13 protein-coding genes and 1 tRNA gene are annotated in these 17,671 nt (G+C 54.1%); 8 read left to right on the top strand and 6 right to left on the bottom strand.

The features are described from left to right. Window positions 1-94: 94 nt before the first annotated feature. On the bottom strand, window positions 95-691 hold the full coding sequence (locus ACIPR4_RS09760; protein ID WP_013568496.1) for a hypothetical protein: 597 nt from the start codon (window positions 689-691) through the stop codon (window positions 95-97). Between the two features lie 282 nt (window positions 692-973). Between ACIPR4_RS09760 and ACIPR4_RS09755 the strand changes: the two genes are divergently transcribed. Next, complete coding sequence (locus ACIPR4_RS09755; RefSeq protein WP_013568495.1) at window positions 974-1,960, top strand: glycosyltransferase family 2 protein; 987 nt, start codon at window positions 974-976, stop codon at window positions 1,958-1,960. A gap of 11 nt (window positions 1,961-1,971) precedes the next feature. Here ACIPR4_RS09755 and ACIPR4_RS09750 read toward each other — a convergent pair whose 3' ends face one another. Next, a complete protein-coding gene (locus ACIPR4_RS09750) occupies window positions 1,972-3,150 on the bottom strand; it encodes a glycosyltransferase family 4 protein (RefSeq protein WP_013568494.1) in 1,179 nt (392 codons plus the stop codon). Between the two features lie 467 nt (window positions 3,151-3,617). On the opposite strand from ACIPR4_RS09750, the gene ACIPR4_RS09745 reads away from it, so the two are divergent. The 6 genes from ACIPR4_RS09745 (at window position 3,618) to ACIPR4_RS09715 (ending at window position 11,114) form a co-directional block, all read left to right on the top strand. Then, window positions 3,618-5,177 (top strand): hypothetical protein, encoded by a 1,560-nt coding sequence (locus ACIPR4_RS09745; RefSeq protein WP_013568493.1) that lies wholly within the window; start codon window positions 3,618-3,620, stop codon window positions 5,175-5,177. Window positions 5,178-5,383: 206 nt separating this feature from the next. Beyond that, window positions 5,384-6,211, top strand: a complete 828-nt coding sequence (locus tag ACIPR4_RS09740) for a hypothetical protein (protein ID WP_013568492.1) — start codon at window positions 5,384-5,386, stop codon at window positions 6,209-6,211. Between the two features lie 91 nt (window positions 6,212-6,302). Continuing rightward, on the top strand, window positions 6,303-7,115 hold the full coding sequence (locus ACIPR4_RS09735) for a hypothetical protein (RefSeq protein WP_013568491.1): 813 nt from the start codon (window positions 6,303-6,305) through the stop codon (window positions 7,113-7,115). A 465-nt stretch (window positions 7,116-7,580) separates the two neighbouring features. After that, window positions 7,581-9,134 (top strand): exopolysaccharide biosynthesis polyprenyl glycosylphosphotransferase, encoded by a 1,554-nt coding sequence (locus ACIPR4_RS09725; RefSeq protein ID WP_144312383.1) that lies wholly within the window; start codon window positions 7,581-7,583, stop codon window positions 9,132-9,134. Window positions 9,135-9,238: 104 nt separating this feature from the next. Further along, the gene (locus ACIPR4_RS09720; RefSeq protein WP_013568488.1) at window positions 9,239-9,913 is read left to right on the top strand and encodes a polysaccharide biosynthesis/export family protein; all 675 of its coding nucleotides are present in this window, start codon (window positions 9,239-9,241) and stop codon (window positions 9,911-9,913) included. A gap of 7 nt (window positions 9,914-9,920) precedes the next feature. After that, entirely contained in the window at window positions 9,921-11,114 is a 1,194-nt protein-coding gene (locus ACIPR4_RS09715) for a glycosyltransferase family 4 protein (protein ID WP_013568487.1), read from the top strand. 27 nt (window positions 11,115-11,141) lie between these two features. Here ACIPR4_RS09715 and ACIPR4_RS09710 read toward each other — a convergent pair whose 3' ends face one another. Further along, window positions 11,142-12,317, bottom strand: coding sequence for a glycosyltransferase (locus ACIPR4_RS09710; RefSeq protein WP_013568486.1), 1,176 nt, complete (start codon window positions 12,315-12,317; stop codon window positions 11,142-11,144). 266 nt (window positions 12,318-12,583) lie between these two features. Continuing rightward, window positions 12,584-12,671, bottom strand: a tRNA-Ser gene (locus ACIPR4_RS09705). Between the two features lie 258 nt (window positions 12,672-12,929). Here ACIPR4_RS09705 and ACIPR4_RS09700 point away from each other — a divergent pair. Next, complete coding sequence (locus ACIPR4_RS09700) at window positions 12,930-16,289, top strand: TonB-dependent receptor (protein WP_013568485.1); 3,360 nt, start codon at window positions 12,930-12,932, stop codon at window positions 16,287-16,289. A 261-nt stretch (window positions 16,290-16,550) separates the two neighbouring features. Here the strand turns inward: ACIPR4_RS09700 and thiS are convergent, their stop codons facing one another. Together thiS and thiD are read right to left on the bottom strand one after the other, a co-directional pair. Next, entirely contained in the window at window positions 16,551-16,775 is a 225-nt protein-coding gene (thiS, locus tag ACIPR4_RS23070; protein ID WP_013568484.1) for a sulfur carrier protein ThiS, read from the bottom strand. A 31-nt stretch (window positions 16,776-16,806) separates the two neighbouring features. Further along, window positions 16,807-17,628, bottom strand: a complete 822-nt coding sequence (thiD, locus tag ACIPR4_RS09690) for a bifunctional hydroxymethylpyrimidine kinase/phosphomethylpyrimidine kinase (RefSeq protein ID WP_013568483.1) — start codon at window positions 17,626-17,628, stop codon at window positions 16,807-16,809. Window positions 17,629-17,671 lie beyond the last annotated feature (43 nt).

Here is a 17,671-nt window from a genome sequence, read left to right as displayed (position 1 = left end):
GGGAACGGGGCGAACACTGCGGATTGAGATCGCACGCAGGTTTACTCAAGAGCGAGGCATGGACTGGACCCTGTATTACAGGGTCCAGTCGTTTTTAATGCCTGCGTCCGGTAAAGAGTTGATACGTGATGCCCACGGTCACAGGTTTCGCATAGATGTGGCCGGTCTCAGTCACTGGCGTGGAGTAGCGCTGGATCTGCGCGTCCGCCTTAAAGGAAAACGGTCCGACCACTCGATACTCCAGACCGACTCCGGGGGAAAACACATTGCTGGAGGAACTGGTGTAGGCGAAGGTTTGTGTAGGATTTGGCCGCGCAGGATCGTAGACAATCTTTCCCAGGCCATACAGCACATCCACATAGGGTGTAAGGCGATTGAAATTTTTGTCGAAGCGAAACCCAACAAGAATGTTCTTCTGGCTGTCGATATGGCCATCGTGTACCGGATACATGGCGCGAATCTCGAAAGAGGGCTGCAGAACCCAGAGGCTATGCAGGCCGACATCCAGCCCAGCATTTATGCCCAGATTCTTACCGCCGTATAAGCCTGTCCAATTACCAGTTCCACCCACAAAAGCCGAGACTGGGATCTTTCGAACGCCTGCGGCTTCTGCTTGCCCATCCGCATACTGACCGCCTCGTGCGCAGAAGACCAGCAAAGCCAGGGCCCATCCTATTTTCTGTACTTTCATCCATCCCCATTCCCGGTCTATGAAGCTAGTGTGCAACTTTGGCCGTCACACGATTGAGCGCTCCATCCTATCCCCTAAGATGCGGTTCGCCAGCGGAAGGCTGTAGCTCGTCGCGACTATGTAATAGCTTCGTTGGAATTCTCTCTAGGCGCAAGCTGACTCGTCATGCAGCCGTGGGTAAAGTACCCTTGAATCACATGTTTCGCATAACGCAACATGGGCAAAGGATGCGGACTTTCACGCCATCCGTACGCAAAACGCATCCAGGTTAGAAGGAGAATAATGCCGCATCAAGATAGTCTATCCAGCCAACCGCTTACGGCGACCGTCCTCCTTTGCACCTACCAACGGAAAGATGATCTTGCCCGCTGCCTGAGCGCTTTGGAACTTCAGACCCGCCAGCCTGAAGAAATCCTACTGACCGTGCGGGACACGGACAACATCACGCTGGACTTCCTTTCCTCCTCGACTTATAGCTTGCCACTTCGCATGGTTCCCGTACAGATTCCGGGGCTCGTCGCCGCACGCAACGCGGGTATCGCCGCCCTCAAGACCGATATTGTCGCCATGATCGACGATGACACCTATCCTGCAGTCAACTGGCTTGAAAGCGTTTGTGCCCACTTCGAAGCAGACTCACAACTTGGTGGCCTGGGTGGTCGTGATCGCCCGGCTGGCGATCACGTCAAAGAGGTCGCCCGTCAGCCGGTCGTCGGCATCTTGCTCTATTACGGTAAACATATCGGTAACCACCACTCCGGCATCGGACCCGCACGCCCCGTCGATCTCCTCAAAGGCGCAAATATGAGCTTCCGTTCGGAAGCTATTCGCCAAGTGGGCTTTGACTCACGATTGTCAGGTACAGGTTCGCAGCCTTGCGAAGATCTTTCCATTTCTCTGCGCGTCCGTCGCGCAGGCTGGAAGCTTGCCTATGATCCAGAAGTCCTTGTCGACCACTACGAGGGCGCAAGGGAGGAACAGCGGCACTATGCCGCAATGCTTCCAGTCAAAGATCCGAAGGCCTTTGGAGAAGTTACCTACAACTGGGTCGTCACAATTTGGGATGAATTCTCACTCTTCCGTCACCTGGTCTTCATCGCATGGCAATTCTTTGTAGGCACACGCGTCCGTCCAGGCCTGGTCCAAGCGCTGCGATTTTCAAAATCGCTTGGCAACATCTCGTGGCAGCGCTTCTGGTACACCCAACAGGCCGTCGCTTCAGCGTACAAAGACCTCTACCGTGCAAGGTCCAGTGGTTCGGGTACGTAGAACGAATTGCCTTACGCTGCAGCGCTTGATTCCAAGGTAGTCCGGATAATTGCGATCAACTTTTGGACGTACACCTTGTTACTCAAGCGCGCTTCAAAGTCATTGCGTGCATTTTCGGAGAGCACCTTATAGCGTGCACGGTCCTGAAAGGCATCGCGCAGCCACACGGCATATTCGTTCTCATTTGCTTCCAGAGGCAACAGGAAACCCCAATCCTTTTGCACCACCGTACTTACACCGCCCACATCGGTTGCCGCTACGGGCAGAGCGTATGCAGCCGCCTCATTGAATACGATACCCTGGGCCTCTGCGCGGGTGGGCATGACAAAGAAATCGCTCGTCGCGTATAGGTTTTGCAGTTGCGCCATCTGCTCCGGAATCTCTTTCTTCAGCATCCCGTGCACCTTCACAAACCCAGGCATATTCTCTGGCGAAGACCCCACGACATGCAGAGTCGTCGGAACGCCTAATTCCTTAAGTGCGCGCGCAATCTCTACCGCGATCGGACCACCCTTCCGGACAAACTCGCGGCCTACGAAGAGAAGATTGCAGTGTTTACCCGTGCGTGTAGCTGCAGCCTGCATCACAAAATCCCGTCGTGGCTCTTCTACAAAATTGGCGCCGAACGGAAGAATGTGAACGCGGCGAGGATCCATACCGCCTTCCGCAATCGCGCGATCTGCGGCCCAGGCCGAGGTCATGACCAAATGCAGATTGGGTTTCGAAAATGCTTTTCGGTCCAACTGGTATCCGGCGCGGACAATGTGTTCTGGCTGACGGTCCGCAGCAAAGTATGGATACATCTCCACAATTTGTCCCCACGTGGCATCCAGCAGCACAAAGATCGGCTGCGGGACCTCCAGGTAGGCCGCAAAAGCCGCCGATACGGTAAGGATTGCGTCGGCATCGCGATGCTGGCGAAGTCTTCTGTTTCCAATGGCCGTATAGAAGCGCGTTACAAGATCATGGCGGTCAGGATGGTAGTGCAGATTGCGAAAGATGCGGTAGGCGTGAAACAGGGAGGCGCGAAGGACTCTGCGAAGTCGAGGAACCAGATCTCCCACGGACGTGACCTTCTGGCCAGCCTTGCGTAGACCAGAGATGATATGTGCCGCCGATCCGGCCCAGAACTGTTTGTCTTCCGGATCGTGTACGTCATAAAAAACAAGATTGAGGGAATCGTGATCCATGCACATTTCCTTTCACGTCCCTACATCTGAGGGGCAGCTGGGCGCCGTTCGTTGCTGTTTCTCCCGAACCTTCAGCCCGCCCGCCCACAGTACAGACCTTCTGCGAGTGTACTAGCGCGCGCGGAGCACACGTAGGTAGTATGAGGGTCATTTTGTTGTGTCAACTCCGTCCGAACTCGCACTTTTACGGAGCGGGCACTTTTGATCTCAAAAGCGGTGAAGCGAAAGCCTATTTTCGCTGTATCTGCCTGCCGTAAGGCGGTAAACTAAATTTATCTTCTCATTGAGTTTCTAACTGCGAATTTCTGGATCGCAGCTAAAATGAGGGACATACATTTCGCATTCCACGCTGACACAGAGCAGTTTCAGCCGATGATTGGGCCAAGATGTCAAGCATCACGACGAAAGTTTCAATCGTACCTGCTGAAGGAAAGCGCAAAGCGGGCCTCTCCAACTCGTGGAAAGGAATGCTTCTTGTCGTCCTTCTTTACGCGACGACCTTCAGCATTCTCATCAGCGCTCTTCGCGTCCAATATGGCTTTCCTCTTGATGATTCCTATATTCATCAGACAGTAGCGCGCAACTTCGCGCTGCATCACACCCTCGGTTTCGTGATCGGCCAGCGATCCTCGGGTGCAACAAGTCTTCTGTGGGAGATTCTGCAGGCCAGCGATTACAAGCTTTTTGGTGGGGTTGCGCACCCCGTGCCTTACAATCTCGCGCTCAGCTTCCTCTTCTTCTCGATTATCGGCAGCGTTCTTTATCTGATCGCACGCCAAGATGGCATGTCCTGGAGGCTTGCGGGCATCCTTGCCGTCGCTCCTGCGTTGACTGGGAATTTCATGTGGCTCGGCCTCATCGGGATGGAGCATCTCCTGTTCGTTGCGCTTTCCCTCCTTGCGATCGAATGCTGGTTTCAGGATCCTCCCAGCAGATCGGGGACTGCGATCTGGACAGGCATTTTCACAGGGCTGGCAGCGCTCACCAGGCCTGAAGCTATCGTCCTCGCACCTCTGCTCCTGCTCAGCAGCTACTTTTACAAAACCGGCAGACGCAGAAAAGACATGCTGATCGCTGGCAGCATCTGGGCGTTTATGGTGCTGATCGAGCTCGCGGCCAATATCTGGACCTCAGGTTCTCTCATGCCTGCCACGCTCAAAGGGCGCTCCTGGCTCTACTTTCACACCACGGGTGGACCTCACTCGTTGCATTCCATCGCGCGATACTGCGGCGCGTGGGTGCAGCGTCTTCCGCGTCAATTCAGTACGCATTTCACTGAGCAACTCGCGACTCTTCACCAGATCAAGAGCGTCTTTGCGTTCATTGGCATCGTTCTTCTTCTCCTATGCTTGACCGGAGCGTACTTTCTTCTTCGTCACCGTCCTCTACCGGCCCGATTCAGTTTTCTTCTTCTCTGGGCAGCGATCCACTTTCTGACGTACATGTTTACCTTCCCAGCCAGCGGACACGGCGGGCGCTATCAGCCTCTCACCCTCCTGCTGTTTTTCCCTCTGCTCTTTGTTGGCGTCTACGGCATCTTTCGCCACGGTATCCGCCTCCCCCGGCAGTGGTCTATCGGCCTGGTCGCGATCATCATGTTGGTTAGCGGAATCGCCTCACTCCGCACCTGGTATCGGGTCACAGTAGACGGCATTGGCCATATCAATCAGGTCCATGGCGAGATCGCTGCATGGATGAACGCAAACCTGCCTCCAGACGCGCGTGTAGCCGCATTTGACATCGGGCGGATCAGCTATGACTGGCATGGTCAAATCATCGATCTCGGTGGCCTGGTCGATCCTTCTTACTACCACTTCCTCGCAGAAGGAAAGGTGCCCACTTACCTGCGTCTGCAGCATGCACAGTATGTCATCCTGCCCGACTCCGGGATTGAAGACATGGGATTCGCCAAAGTGCACGGTATGCAGAAGCTGCTCAGTAAATGCAGTGAACATGAGCCCTGGCTCCTCGGTTTCCGCTATACGATTCACGCAACACGCTGCCAGGAGCTCTATCGGATTCCGTAGTCCAGGACGGAGTGGCACAAAGGACGTCAGAATGCGTCAAGCGGATAAAAGCCATCCCGCTCCCGGTATTCGGGCATCTCATCCGTACACAGTATGTATCGCATCTTCTTTCTCCTCGCTTGCCAGGCATTTGAGAACGCTTGTATCAATCCGAGTGCGGGGCAATTGCGTACTCCTAGATAGATCTGACAAGATTGGATAAGGACATGAAGGAACGGTCGCGGAGCACATGGAATGTGATGTGCTTTCTCATCTTTGGGGCATGCCTCATCACGGGCATCACGGGATGTACAGTCAATCCGACCGGAAGCGGTTCAGGTTCCACGGGTGGTGGAACGACGACCACGTATCCAAACTCCACCGGAAACTGGGAGATGACGGCAGTCGCTACAAAGGGCACCGTCCCTTTCAACTCGCTTGGCGGATTCATCAATGAGCAGGCGACTGCCAGCGCCCACCCGACCACTGGCACCTTCATGGTGCAGTCTTCCGGATGTTATTCAAACATCGCAAACATCCCCATGCAGGGCGTTGTTCAGGGACTCCGCCTTCATCTCGTGTCTTTTCCGCTAGAAAACCAGACTCTGGATATTAGTGGTGCGAAGAATGATACCTCGACACAATTTACTGGCAGTTACACCGTAACTGGAGGTTGTGCGGATGGCGCGACTGGAACGGTTACCGGAACTCAGTACACCGCACTTACAGGCACCTACACCGGTACTTTTACGGGGGCTCAGACTATTTCGCTTGTTGTCACGCAGTTTACGTTGGGGACTGGGGATGGCATCTTCCTCGTAAGTGGTTCAGCCAGGCTCGGGGGTTTCTCCTGCTTTACGACCGCAACACTTGCGTCGCAAAATGGCGCAGTTTCTGGGAATACAGTTGTCCTAAATCTTGTAACAAACGATAAAGAAAATATCGTAATGACCGGTACGTTTGATGTAGCAGCTAGCAAAATCAGCTTCACAAGCGCTCAGGTTACCGGCGGTAGCTGTGCTGGAAATTTAGGTGCGGTAACACTATCAAAATAACGGCTTATAAGCCGTTGTAGTGTTTTGATGTAAGCGTCGGAAGGGTCCTTGAACCATCGTGAAAAATGTAAGTGCATTGAGCAAAAGTAACTTGTGTCGTGTTGCCGGCTCTATCTTCACCGGGGCGCTCATGTTATTGGGTGTGAGTGGTTGTGGCTACACGGGTTATCCACTTACGGGTGGTACCTCTGCCCCAGGGTATCTCTACCTGACAGGGAACTGGCAGATGCAGGCGACAGCGACTGCTGGTACGTCTCCGTTTTCTGCAATGGCAGGTGACATCAATGAACAGAACGACGGCGCCACCACGCATACCGTTACAAGCGTTTTTCAGGTAACTCCAGATGCAAGCACCTGCTTCCTCGGTGCAGAGACTGTGCCCTCGGAGGGAACGCTCACTGGAACTGCCCTCGCGCTGAACGGTTTTTCCGTAAATGGACAATACGTTACCTTCAACGCCATCAAGGATGCCACCGCAACCCATTTGACAGGAACATACACCGTACGTGGTGGTTGCGCAGGAGGAGCAGCGGGGACTTTTACAGGGATAAAATACGCCGTCCTAACCGGTACGTACACGGGCTCAACCACTGCTACGGGGTCGATGCGCTTTGCTCTAAATCAAAGCACTGTTCCAAATGGCCTTGGCTATTTCCCCGAAAGCGGAACCGTAGGTTTCAGCGGTTATAGCTGCTTAACAAGCGCTACGATCAATGTCACCCGGAGCAGCGTAATTGGTAAGACCGTACAGTTGGTGATGGTTGACAACAATCAGAACCAGGTGCTTTTGAATGGAACCTTCGCGGCAGACGCTTCGACTATCGCCGTCACCTCGATCGTAAGCACCGCAAGTAGCTGTGTCGCCACAACAACTCCGTTCACGCTGACACTTGCCACGAGCTGAATGTAGTACGGAAGACTCCATCGCAAGCCTACGCGCCAGATCGAGGGGCGCTCTCACCCTTTGTATTCGTAAAAACCAAGCTTCATTCGCGGCAGAGACAACTACTCTTATTGTCATTCGTGATTCCCCAACAAGCGTGGTCATATCCTTCTTTTCCCTAAAGTGGAAGAGAGATACCCTTTTTAGGCGATCAGCAATCCACAGGTCACTAAAAGTGCAAAATTTTGCGCATGCAGGCCCGTTAAATCATATGCCGCCCTAGCGTGGGACCACTAGCGTTTGGCATGACGATTGCATATATCAACATTGAAAGTAGTAGTCGTCCGGATTTCGCCTCTTGTTTATGAGGAGGGAGGTACGGTCGGATGACATACAACACCATTGGGCCCAGCTATACGAAGCGGAATGTCCTAATGCTGAACGTCGCTGCTATCGTCGACCAATTTCGGTTCGACAAGGAAACAGATGACGCACCCGAAAGCGAATTATTTTTTTCGCTGGAGGAAAATGCCAGTACTTTGGAGGAGCCCATTGTATACCTCGAATAAGAGCCCTGTCCACTCGCCAAGCGCTAAAAATTTCACCGGGGGACTTCCTTCCGTAGATATCCTTACTCCCGTTGAGCAGGTTTCATCCAAATATAAGATCGCTCGTGGAATTTTCCCCATCCCTTTGGCCGGAATCGCCTGGGTTTGCGTAACCCATCGGATGTCCCTGCACGATCTCGCACATAAGTGGGACTTTCAGTTCTCCCTGTCTCGTCTCCTCGTTCTTGTCGCTGCCTTTGCGGTTTGGAATCTGTTGATTAGTCTCCGTCCGAAGAGCAATCGGAACGAGTCAGTTTATCTTCGTGAAGCAAGCACACTAGCTGTTGCCAGTGCCGCCTGCGCGTTCCTTGTCATCCTGTGCGTAGGTTCAAGGTTTCGGAGCGAAGACAAGCTTCTCCCCCTTGCATTTGCGATGACGGCGCTGCTTGGCAGCAGTCTCATTTTTCTTCTGATCGATGCTTGCGCACGTCATTTCGGTCAACTGCAGAATCCTGAAAAGCCGCTGGTTCTGATCGTCGGATCTGGATCTAAGGCGGGAAACGCAATTATGGAATCTGCGCGCTCTCCGTACTCTGTCCTCGGCTGTGTAGACGACACCTTCATCGACGACCCCACCTTGAAGGAGATGTATCTCGGTACGCTCGATGAACTTCCTTCCTTGTTGAAGCATCATCCGATTGAAGCCATCGTCGTCACTCTGCCAGCGCGTTCACAGTACGATCAGATTCAGCGCGCCATCAGCATCGCTGAAAACGCTGGAGTGGACGTACATCACTCCACAACCTTCTTCACTACATCCATCGTGAGCCAATCGAGCGCCTCCTCTGTACTCGCCCGCGGCACCATGCTGCATGCCAAACATTGGGATGTGCGTGAATACATCAAGCGCGCCATTGATCTCATTGTCACGTCGATCGCTCTTATCGCGTTCAGCCCTATCATGCTTCTGATCGCTCTTGCGGTACGGTTGACAAGCGAAGGTCCGATCTTCTTCGTGCAGAAGCGCTACGGCAAAAACCGGAAACACTTCCCCATGTACAAGTTCCGGACCATGGTTGTAGATGCCGAAGCGAAGATGAAGGAACTGGAAGCCAAGAACGAAATGTCTGGGCCCACCTTCAAGATGAAGCATGATCCGCGTGTCACCCCCATTGGCCGCTTTCTCCGTCGTACGTCTTTGGATGAGTTACCACAACTCTTCAACGTGCTTCTGGGAAATATGTCGCTTGTCGGTCCGCGTCCCCTCCCCATCCGCGACGTCAATCTGTTCCAGGAAGGCTGGCTGCTTCGCCGCTTCAGCGTGAAGCCAGGCTTGACCTGCCTCTGGCAGATCAGCGGTCGTAGCAATACGACCTTCCATAGCTGGATGATGCAGGATCTCGCATACATCGATGGCTGGTCTCTTTACCTCGACATGAGCATTCTGCTCAAAACGATTCCAGCGGTGCTCAAAGGTAGCGGAGCAATGTAGTTTGTCCTGTGCGTGCGGACGTAGAATGGATCTTCAGTCCGCACGCCAACTTTCTGATTCGTCTGCCATCCGGCATGGCGAACACTTTCGTAGAAGAGGAATGAATGCTCAACCGTTTGCGATCAAAGTACCTCTGGCTCGCCACCTTACTTATCATTTTGGTCTCAGCCGCAGGTGCACAGCAACCTCAGTTGCAGCGTCGCAGCACCTACAAGCTGCATCCAGGCGATCAACTCACGGTACAGTTCACCTATACTCCCGACCTGAACCAGCCTGTCACCATTCAGCCAGATGGTTACATCGTTCTGAATCCCACCGGCCCTGTGCTGATCGGCGGCAAGACAGTAGACCAGGCAACGGCGATCATCCAGCAGGCCGCTTCAACACGCCTGAAAGATCCGGTTGTTTCTCTCGTTTTGACAGACTTCCAGAAGCCGTACATTGTTGTCTCCGGGCAGGTACAGACTCCGATGCGCTATGACATGCGCGAACCAACAACAGCTCTACGCGCCATTATGATGGCGGGTGGCATCACGAAGACGGGTAAAGAGAAGCAGGTGGTCGTGTTTCACGACATGGATGGAGATACACCCCAGGTGCGTGTTCTCAACCTGAAAGACGTTGGAAAAGACACCATCTTTGAGCACGATATGGCTCTCAGTTCCGGAGACATCGTGTTTGTGCCACGCACCAAGGTGAGCAGGGCGCAGGATGTGGCGCAGCTTGCTGCGACCTTTGGCCTCTACTTGAACGCCGCTACCTACCTCATTATCCATTAGAGAGACTGTGCCAACTCAAAATCGAAAACAGCGCATCCTCTATGTCGATCAGACTGCAGCTTTAGGGGGAGGGGAACTGGCGTTACTCTCTCTCATCAAGCAACTTGACCGCACCCGTTTTGAACCCATCGTGATCCTGTTCCAGGACGGCCCCTTCGTTGAAAAGCTGCAGGGGATCTGTGAAGTGCGTGTAGTCCTTCTGGATGCCAGCGTCCAGGAGTTTCGGAAAGATGCGATCGGCATCCGTTCCATACTGAGCTTTGAGAAGCTTAAAATCTCACTCGCCTACGTCGTCGGTCTCGTCCGCACGATCCGCCGTCTGCGTCCGGATATCATTCATACCAATTCGCTCAAAGCCGATCTTCTTGGAGGCCTCGCTGCAAAGTTGCTTCGGATTCCATTGATCTGGCACGTCCGAGATCGTATTGCGGACGATTATCTGCCGTCGCGAACCGTCAAGGTCTTTCGGAGTCTGTGCCGCATCTTCCCGAACTACATCATCGCAAACTCGCAGTCGACTCTGGAGACGCTTTTCCTCCCTCCAGGCAAGCCCTTCAGCGTCATCTCCTCCGGCTTCGACGTGGAACGATTTCGTGCCCTCGGTAGCCAGCAGGCCTCTCTACGCGACACAATGCGCGACGGTGGGACGCTGAACATCGGCATCGTGGGACGCATCAGTCCCTGGAAGGGCCAGGAAGTTTTTGCCGAAGCTATTTCCCTAGTCCGGAAAGAATTTCCTGGTGTCAAAGCTCCTATCATCGGCGCAGCGCTCTTTGGAGAGCAGGAATTTGAAGTTAAATTGCGTGACCTCGTGCGCGACCTGGGGCTCAACGACGTCATTCAATTCAAAGGCTTCCAGCACGACGTCGCGTCAGCCATCGGACACTTGCATATGCTCATCCACGCTTCGGTGATTCCCGAACCCTTGGGGCAGGTCATCGCGCAAGGCATGGCGGCAGGGAAGCCAGTCGTCGCAACGCGAGGCGGCGGAGCATCAGAGATCGTTCAAGATGGAGTCACAGGTCTGCTTGTCCCTGCAAAAGATCACATCGCTCTAGCCGAAGCCATTCTCTCGCTGCTACGTGACCCTGAAAAAGCAGAGCAGATGGCGCTGCGCGGACAACAGTTCGCGATCGAAAATTTCGCGGAAGCATCCATCACGCGCAGAGTCGAAGCGGTCTATGACACGATGATCCGATAGATCCATCTCGCCCGCTTTTCAACGCAGTTAGAGGCGGACATTCATCTTCGCTTCGCGCTGTTGCAGCAGCGTCGTCAGCCTTTGCACGAGTCTCTGCGCGAAGAGCGTTCTGTCGAACTTTTCCGCATGCTGGCGCAGCTTTTGCGGATCCCATGCAATCGTTTCGGAGTGGACAAGGGCTTCCGCCATGGAGACCGGCGTTGGCTCTGGGAAGAGAACGCCCGTCTCACCGTTGACGATGGTATCCAGAACGCCACCCACACCATACGCAATGCACGGCCTTCCAGAGGCCGCTGCTTCCAGCGGAGTCAAACCGAAGTCCTCTTCGCCAGGGAACAGGAACGCCTTACAGTGGGAGAGCAGGTGCGTCACCTCTTCATCTGGCAGACGCCCGGCAAACTTGATACCGGAGCCAGCAAGAGATTCCAGGCGAGGCCGGTCTGGCCCCTCTCCTACAATGATCAACTTTTCCCCCAGCAGCTTGCACGCCTCGATCGCAAGATCGACGCGCTTATAACCGACCAGCCGAGAAACGATCAAGTAGTAGTCGCCAATGTCCGCGGAGATCGAAAATCTCTGCACGTCGATCGGCGGAAACATAATCTCTGAATCCCGTCCGTAGTACAGCCGAATACGCTCTGCAATCACGGTCGAATTCGCGATGAAGACATCCACGCGATCCGCCGATTGCTTATCCAGATTGCGCAAAAGCCTTGTCAGATTGCGCAGAAAAAAGTTCACGAACACATTGAAGTTTTCGCGACGCGCATAATCCTCATAGCGCCAAATCCAGCGCGAAGGGGAGTGGCAATAGCAGACATGTAAAGCATCGGGTCGCTTCCGCAGCATCTTCGCAAAGCCGTAGCAACTCGACACAACCAGGTCGTACTTCTGCAGCTTGATCCCACGCATCGCCAACGGATACAGCAGAAGATAGTGCCGATAGTATTTTTTCAGATTCGGGAGACCCTGCATCCACGAGGTATGGATCGAACGCGTTTTCAAGTACTTCGAAAGACGTTGCTCCACAAGGACGCTTGTATAGACATCCGCCGTGGGCAACGCACGCGCGATCTCTTCTGCAACACGTTCTCCACCGCCAGCCTGGACGAAGTTGTCCTGGACAAATGCGATCTGTTGATCAGGTAAAAATAATTGTTCTGGAAGAGAAGTGTTGGTGCCATGCTCAACAGGTTCGTTCATCGAATCCTTTCAAACAACTCAAGAGGCGTCATTGCCGTAAAGCGCCCTGATGAACCAAACTCTCGCCGATCGCGTGCCGGCCTTGCCAAAAGGCTGCGCGGCATCATCAACCGCCGCTTATTGGAAGCTGTTTCCATGAACATACCGAAAAGCCCATAACACTGAGATGGTTCTAGCTGGCCAGTAGGTGCTCAGAAGAAGGAACATAGCCAGCTGGTTTTACATCCACAAAACGCTCACCTGGCAGTTTTGCTTCGAAAGGCTAATGGCGGAGAGACAGGGATTCGAACCCTGGATACCTTGCGGTATACACGCTTTCCAAGCGTGCGCATTCGGCCACTCTGCCATCTCTCCGCACGTGCGGAAGCCTCGCAAAACCGCGCGACTCGCTCCGCAGACAACCTAATGAGATTACCACAGCAAGTGCGTCTTCCTATGCCCCTGTGACGTCTGTACAGATTGAACGTGGACTCCCGTAGTACTACTATTCCGCTGCGGGAATAAACGAGCTTCATCGGTGTTTAACTCAGTACCCATACACGTTTACTGGATGACGCTTGCAGTCAAAGAGCGCTCCAGGTTTTTTGCAGAGATTTTTTTTGGAGGCACCAGATGTACAAGTTTCTTAGGGCCGCGATGTGGCTTTTGATGATGTGCGCTTTTACCAAAGCGGCCATGACACAGAATACAACAGGAAATATTACGGGAACCGTGACGGACGCCAGCGGTGCTGTCGTTGCCGGTGCAACAGTCTCAGCACACAATATCGCGACTGGAGTCGACACTCCCGCTGTGACGAACCAGTCCGGCGCGTATGCAATTCGCTTTCTTTCCATTGGGCAGTATGAAGTCTCGGTGACTGCAACCGGCTTTGGGGCGCAGAAGTTTCCCGTTTTCACGCTCGAGCAAAACCAAGTCGCGAAGTTTGATGCAAAGCTTACGGTGGGTGATGTAAGTGTCGTGGCGAACGTCAACGCCGACGTTGCTCCAATTTTGAATACCAACGATGCTTCTTTGGGTATGACGCTTTCCGCGAATGAGATCCAGAACATCCCGCTGAATGGCCGTAACTTTTCGAGCGTAACGCTCTTTCAGCCCGGCGCGATCAACACGGATCCCGTGGGTATGACCGGTAACAATGCGATTGAGCGCAACACATTCAATAATGGCATTGCTTCGATCAACGGTAACCGTAATCAGGCAAACAACTACACTCTGGATGGCGCGGATCAGAACGAGCCTCAGAACAACCTGATTGCGTACAATCCGGCACCTGACTCGCTGGCTGAAGTGCGTGTGGTCACATCGAACGCACCGGCACAATACGGTAACGCCAACGGCGGTGCCATTGCTTCCATCCTTAAATCGGGATCGAACGAGTTCCACGGATCGGCCTATGGCTACCTGCAGAATGAAAACCTGAACGCCAATTCCTGGAATAACAAGAACAGCGCTACGCCGATTGCGCGCAATCCCTACACCCAGTCCATCTTTGGGGGCACGATCGGCGGACCGATTTTTCATAACAGACTGTTTTTTTTCGCTGACTACGAAGGTGCCCGGTCTCATACCGGTGGATTGCAGAGTGCGAGTGTACTAACAGCACCCATGCGGCAGGGCGATTTTTCCGCCCTTCTATCAGCGACGCAGCCAGGGAAGCAGCTTTACGATACGCAAAACAACTTTGCCCCCTTCGCAAACAATGTCGTACCGGTAGTCAATCCCGTCGCGAAATATCTCTTCGCTCATCCAGAGCTCTATCCTCTTCCCAATGCGGTACCCATTGATAACCTACTGCAAAACAACTTCCAGGGACCGCAGCGTACTTTTGTTCACAACAATCAAGCCGATGTCAAAATAGACTGGAGTGCGACTGCGACGAACAGGTTTACGGCGTTTTACTCACAGTCCAACGCAGGCGATACTCAAACCGCTGTTATCCCGATCTTCTTTCCTTCGCAGAATCTCTATCCAACGAAATTGGGTGGCGGCAGCTGGATCCATACTTTCTCCTCCGCAGTGGTCAATGAGGCGCGATTCGGCTTCACACGTGTCCGCTGGGATAACGGCATTCCAACCGATCCTTCCGGCGTCTTTGGTCTTAACGGCAATCAGATCGTTGGCATCCCATTTGGTGCGCAGCCGTATGTCGGATTTTCTGGTCAAAGCATCAGTAACAATGCCAGCTTCCTCGGCACGAGCGCTAATGTTCAGGTCATCCGCGACAATACCTTTAACTACTATGACAACCTCACATGGCAACACGGTCGTCAACTCTTCTCTATGGGAGTGCAGGCCACGCGCTATCAGCAGAATTACATCAACACAGCAAACTTTGGCCTGCTGGGGCAGTTTTCCTATAACGGTAGTTTCACGAGCAATCCCTCACTGGGATCGGTTGCAGGCGGATATGGGCCGGCGGATTTTGTGCTGGATCGGGTGAGCAATACACAGCTTGATTCCGCCATAGGCCTCGTGGGTAACCGTCAATGGCGTGCTGCGGGATATATCCAGGATGACTGGAAGGCAACTGATAAACTGACCATCAACATCGGTCTACGTTACCAGTATGACCAGCCCTGGTACGAAGTCCACAACAAGACCGCCAACGTCCTCCTGGATACCGGTACACCTATCTACGCTGGTTCCATCCCCAGCGGTGCACCGGCAAACGCCCAACTCTGCCCCACGCACGCCTGCTATAACCCTACCTACACCCAGATCATGCCTCGTCTGGGCTTTGCCTATCAGGCGGCTCCTCGCTTCGTTATCCGTGGCGGATACGGTGCGACGAGTTTCTTCGAGGGCAACGCAGGGAACCAGCGTCTGACCTCGAGCCCGCCTTTTGTTCAGTCCAGCAACCTCGTTGCGGTGCAGCCGAAAGCCGGTATCTCGGGAACGCCGTTCTCCGTGGAACAGGGCCTTTCTGGCTCTTTTGGAGCCCTCAGTGGCTTCGGTGCATGGCCGCAGAACATGCGCGCCGCGTATATCAGTGAGTATTCGCTCACCACGGAATACGCTCTAACAAACAAGACTTCGCTTTCTGTCGGATACGTCGGTGAATCGGGACAACATCTCATCACCTACCGCAACGCAAACCAACTAACCTCTCCCACCGCTACGGCGGGTCCGTACGACGCGCTCGTCGGTGCAGGGCAGCGGCTCCTCCTGACGGAATCCAACGGTACGATGAACTACAACGCTGGTCAGGCAGCGCTCAGGCAGCGCGTAAGCCACGGCCTGGAAGGTATGGTGAGCTACACCTACGCTCGAGCCATGACCAACAGCTCTGGAAACTACGGCACGCCTGGTGTCAGTGGGTCGGATGGCGCCTTCCAGGACGGCTATAACGGACACGCGGATTACGGTCCAGCTGGTCAGGACATCCGTCACAGCCTGAACGGTCTGCTCGTTTATGCCCTTCCGTTTGGTCGGGGCCAGGCCTTTGGAAGCGGGATGAATCGCTATCTCGACCTGCTCGCTGGAGGTTGGAAGATCAGCGCTACCGGCCTCCTCTATACCGGATTTCCGATCACGATGAACGCTCCCAGCCAGATTTCGGTCAACAGCCTCGGAACGGCACGAGCAAACCAGTACCGGCACCTCAAGATCGTTAATCGCACCGTGAGCAACTGGTGGGGTACGGATCCCTCAGCTACACCTTGTGGTTCCGGGATTGATGACGGAATCTGCGCTTATGGAGTTCCGGCGGCAAATACCTTCGGAACAGCAGCCGTCAACACGGAAAGGGCACCGGGATATCATGACCTGGCTATGTCAGCGTCAAAGGACTTTCACATTACGGAACGTCACAGTCTCGGATTTCGGGCAAACGCTTACAATCTCCTGAATTCTCCCAGTCTGGGCAATCCGGATAACGGAATATCGGACGGTCCTGATACTTTCGGTAGAATCACGAGCACGCGTTCGCAGGAACGCCGCATCGAATTTTCCGCCCACTATCAATTTTAATAAGAGTTGCAAGAATGAGCCCAAAGAGGAGACCTACCGGTCTCCTCTTTGGGCTTAGCGAAAAGGTTAAACCCGAGTAACAAGTAATTCGAAGCCAGAGCCATTATGGGAATCAGGATTAAGAGTCACTGCGGTCTCAGCTAGGCCATAAGCTCCAAGAGGAGAACCTTAAACCTCTCTGCGGCACGAAGGCAATTTTTGATGTAGCCTTAAATGTCCGATAACACATATTCTGTATAGTCGATCTCCGGCGTCCTATTTCTACAAACTGCCGCCACCAACAAAGTGAACCATCTCCAAGCGGTCGCCGTTCTGGAGAAAGACCACGTCCCATTCACTGCGCGGCACGATCTCGCCGTTACGCTCAATCGCCACCCGATCGACTTTCAGTCCTAGTTCGGTTACAAGGCTGGTCAAGGATGATTCGGGAGCAAGCGCGGCAAAACTTCGCTGCTGTCCATTAAGGATTAGATTCAGGCTGCTCACAAGCTTAAGCCTAGCAGGACTGCAGCCTCCTCTAGGGTTCGAGCCGCCAAAGGAGATGCATGGGTCCCCTGCCAGCCCCGCGTGGTACGGCACGACGCATCGCTTCCGCGACGTAGATCTTCGCCGCCTTAGCCGCCGCAGTACCATCCAACCCCGCAACAAGACCGCAAAGCAAAGCGCTGGAGAACGCACAGCCAGTTCCATGGGTCGCACGCGTTGCAATATGCTCCCCCGGCAGCCAGCTTTGCGCGCCAGAAGTCTGCCAGACGAAATCCTCGGGAGGCAGACCTTCGCCATTCGTGACCACCATCCCGCGTAGCCCAAACTCCGTGCCCAGATCTTTCGCAGCATCTTCAATCTCGGTCTTGCCACGAATCTCCCGTCCGAGCAGGACGGCGAACTCGGCCATATTAGGAGTGATCCAGCTTGCGCGAGGAAGCAATTCGGTACGCAGACGAGCCATGGCATCGGAGTGCAAAAGGCCGGCACCCGAGCTGGAGCGCAGAACCGGATCGACGACCACCGGAATCTCCGGATCCAATTGCCGCAGGTACTCCGCTACGATCCCGACGATCTCGCTATTGCCCAGCATGCCGATCTTGACTCCCGCCGGAGGCAGATCGTCTTGCAGACAAAGCAAAGCCTCACGCAGAAAGCTGGCGTCCATGGCCTGTACTCGCTGAACACCGATTGTCGATTGAACTGTCAGCGCGCTGATGCAGCTCGTTCCAAAAAATCCGTGCGCTGCAAAGGTCGCTAGGTCGGCGGTAACGCCTGCGCCAGACCCCGGATCATGCCCAGCGATGGACAGGAGCACCCGGCTTTCGCCCTCTTTGTCGTTCCTCTGCTTCACGACGCAAATCCCCCGTGGCAACGTCGCAAGGCGTTTTCAAACT

The organism is Terriglobus saanensis SP1PR4 (assembly GCF_000179915.2).
GTDB lineage: Bacteria > Acidobacteriota > Terriglobia > Terriglobales > Acidobacteriaceae > Terriglobus > Terriglobus saanensis.
Note: the sequence above shows the minus strand (reverse complement) of the source record. Positions and strands in the feature narration are given on the sequence as shown.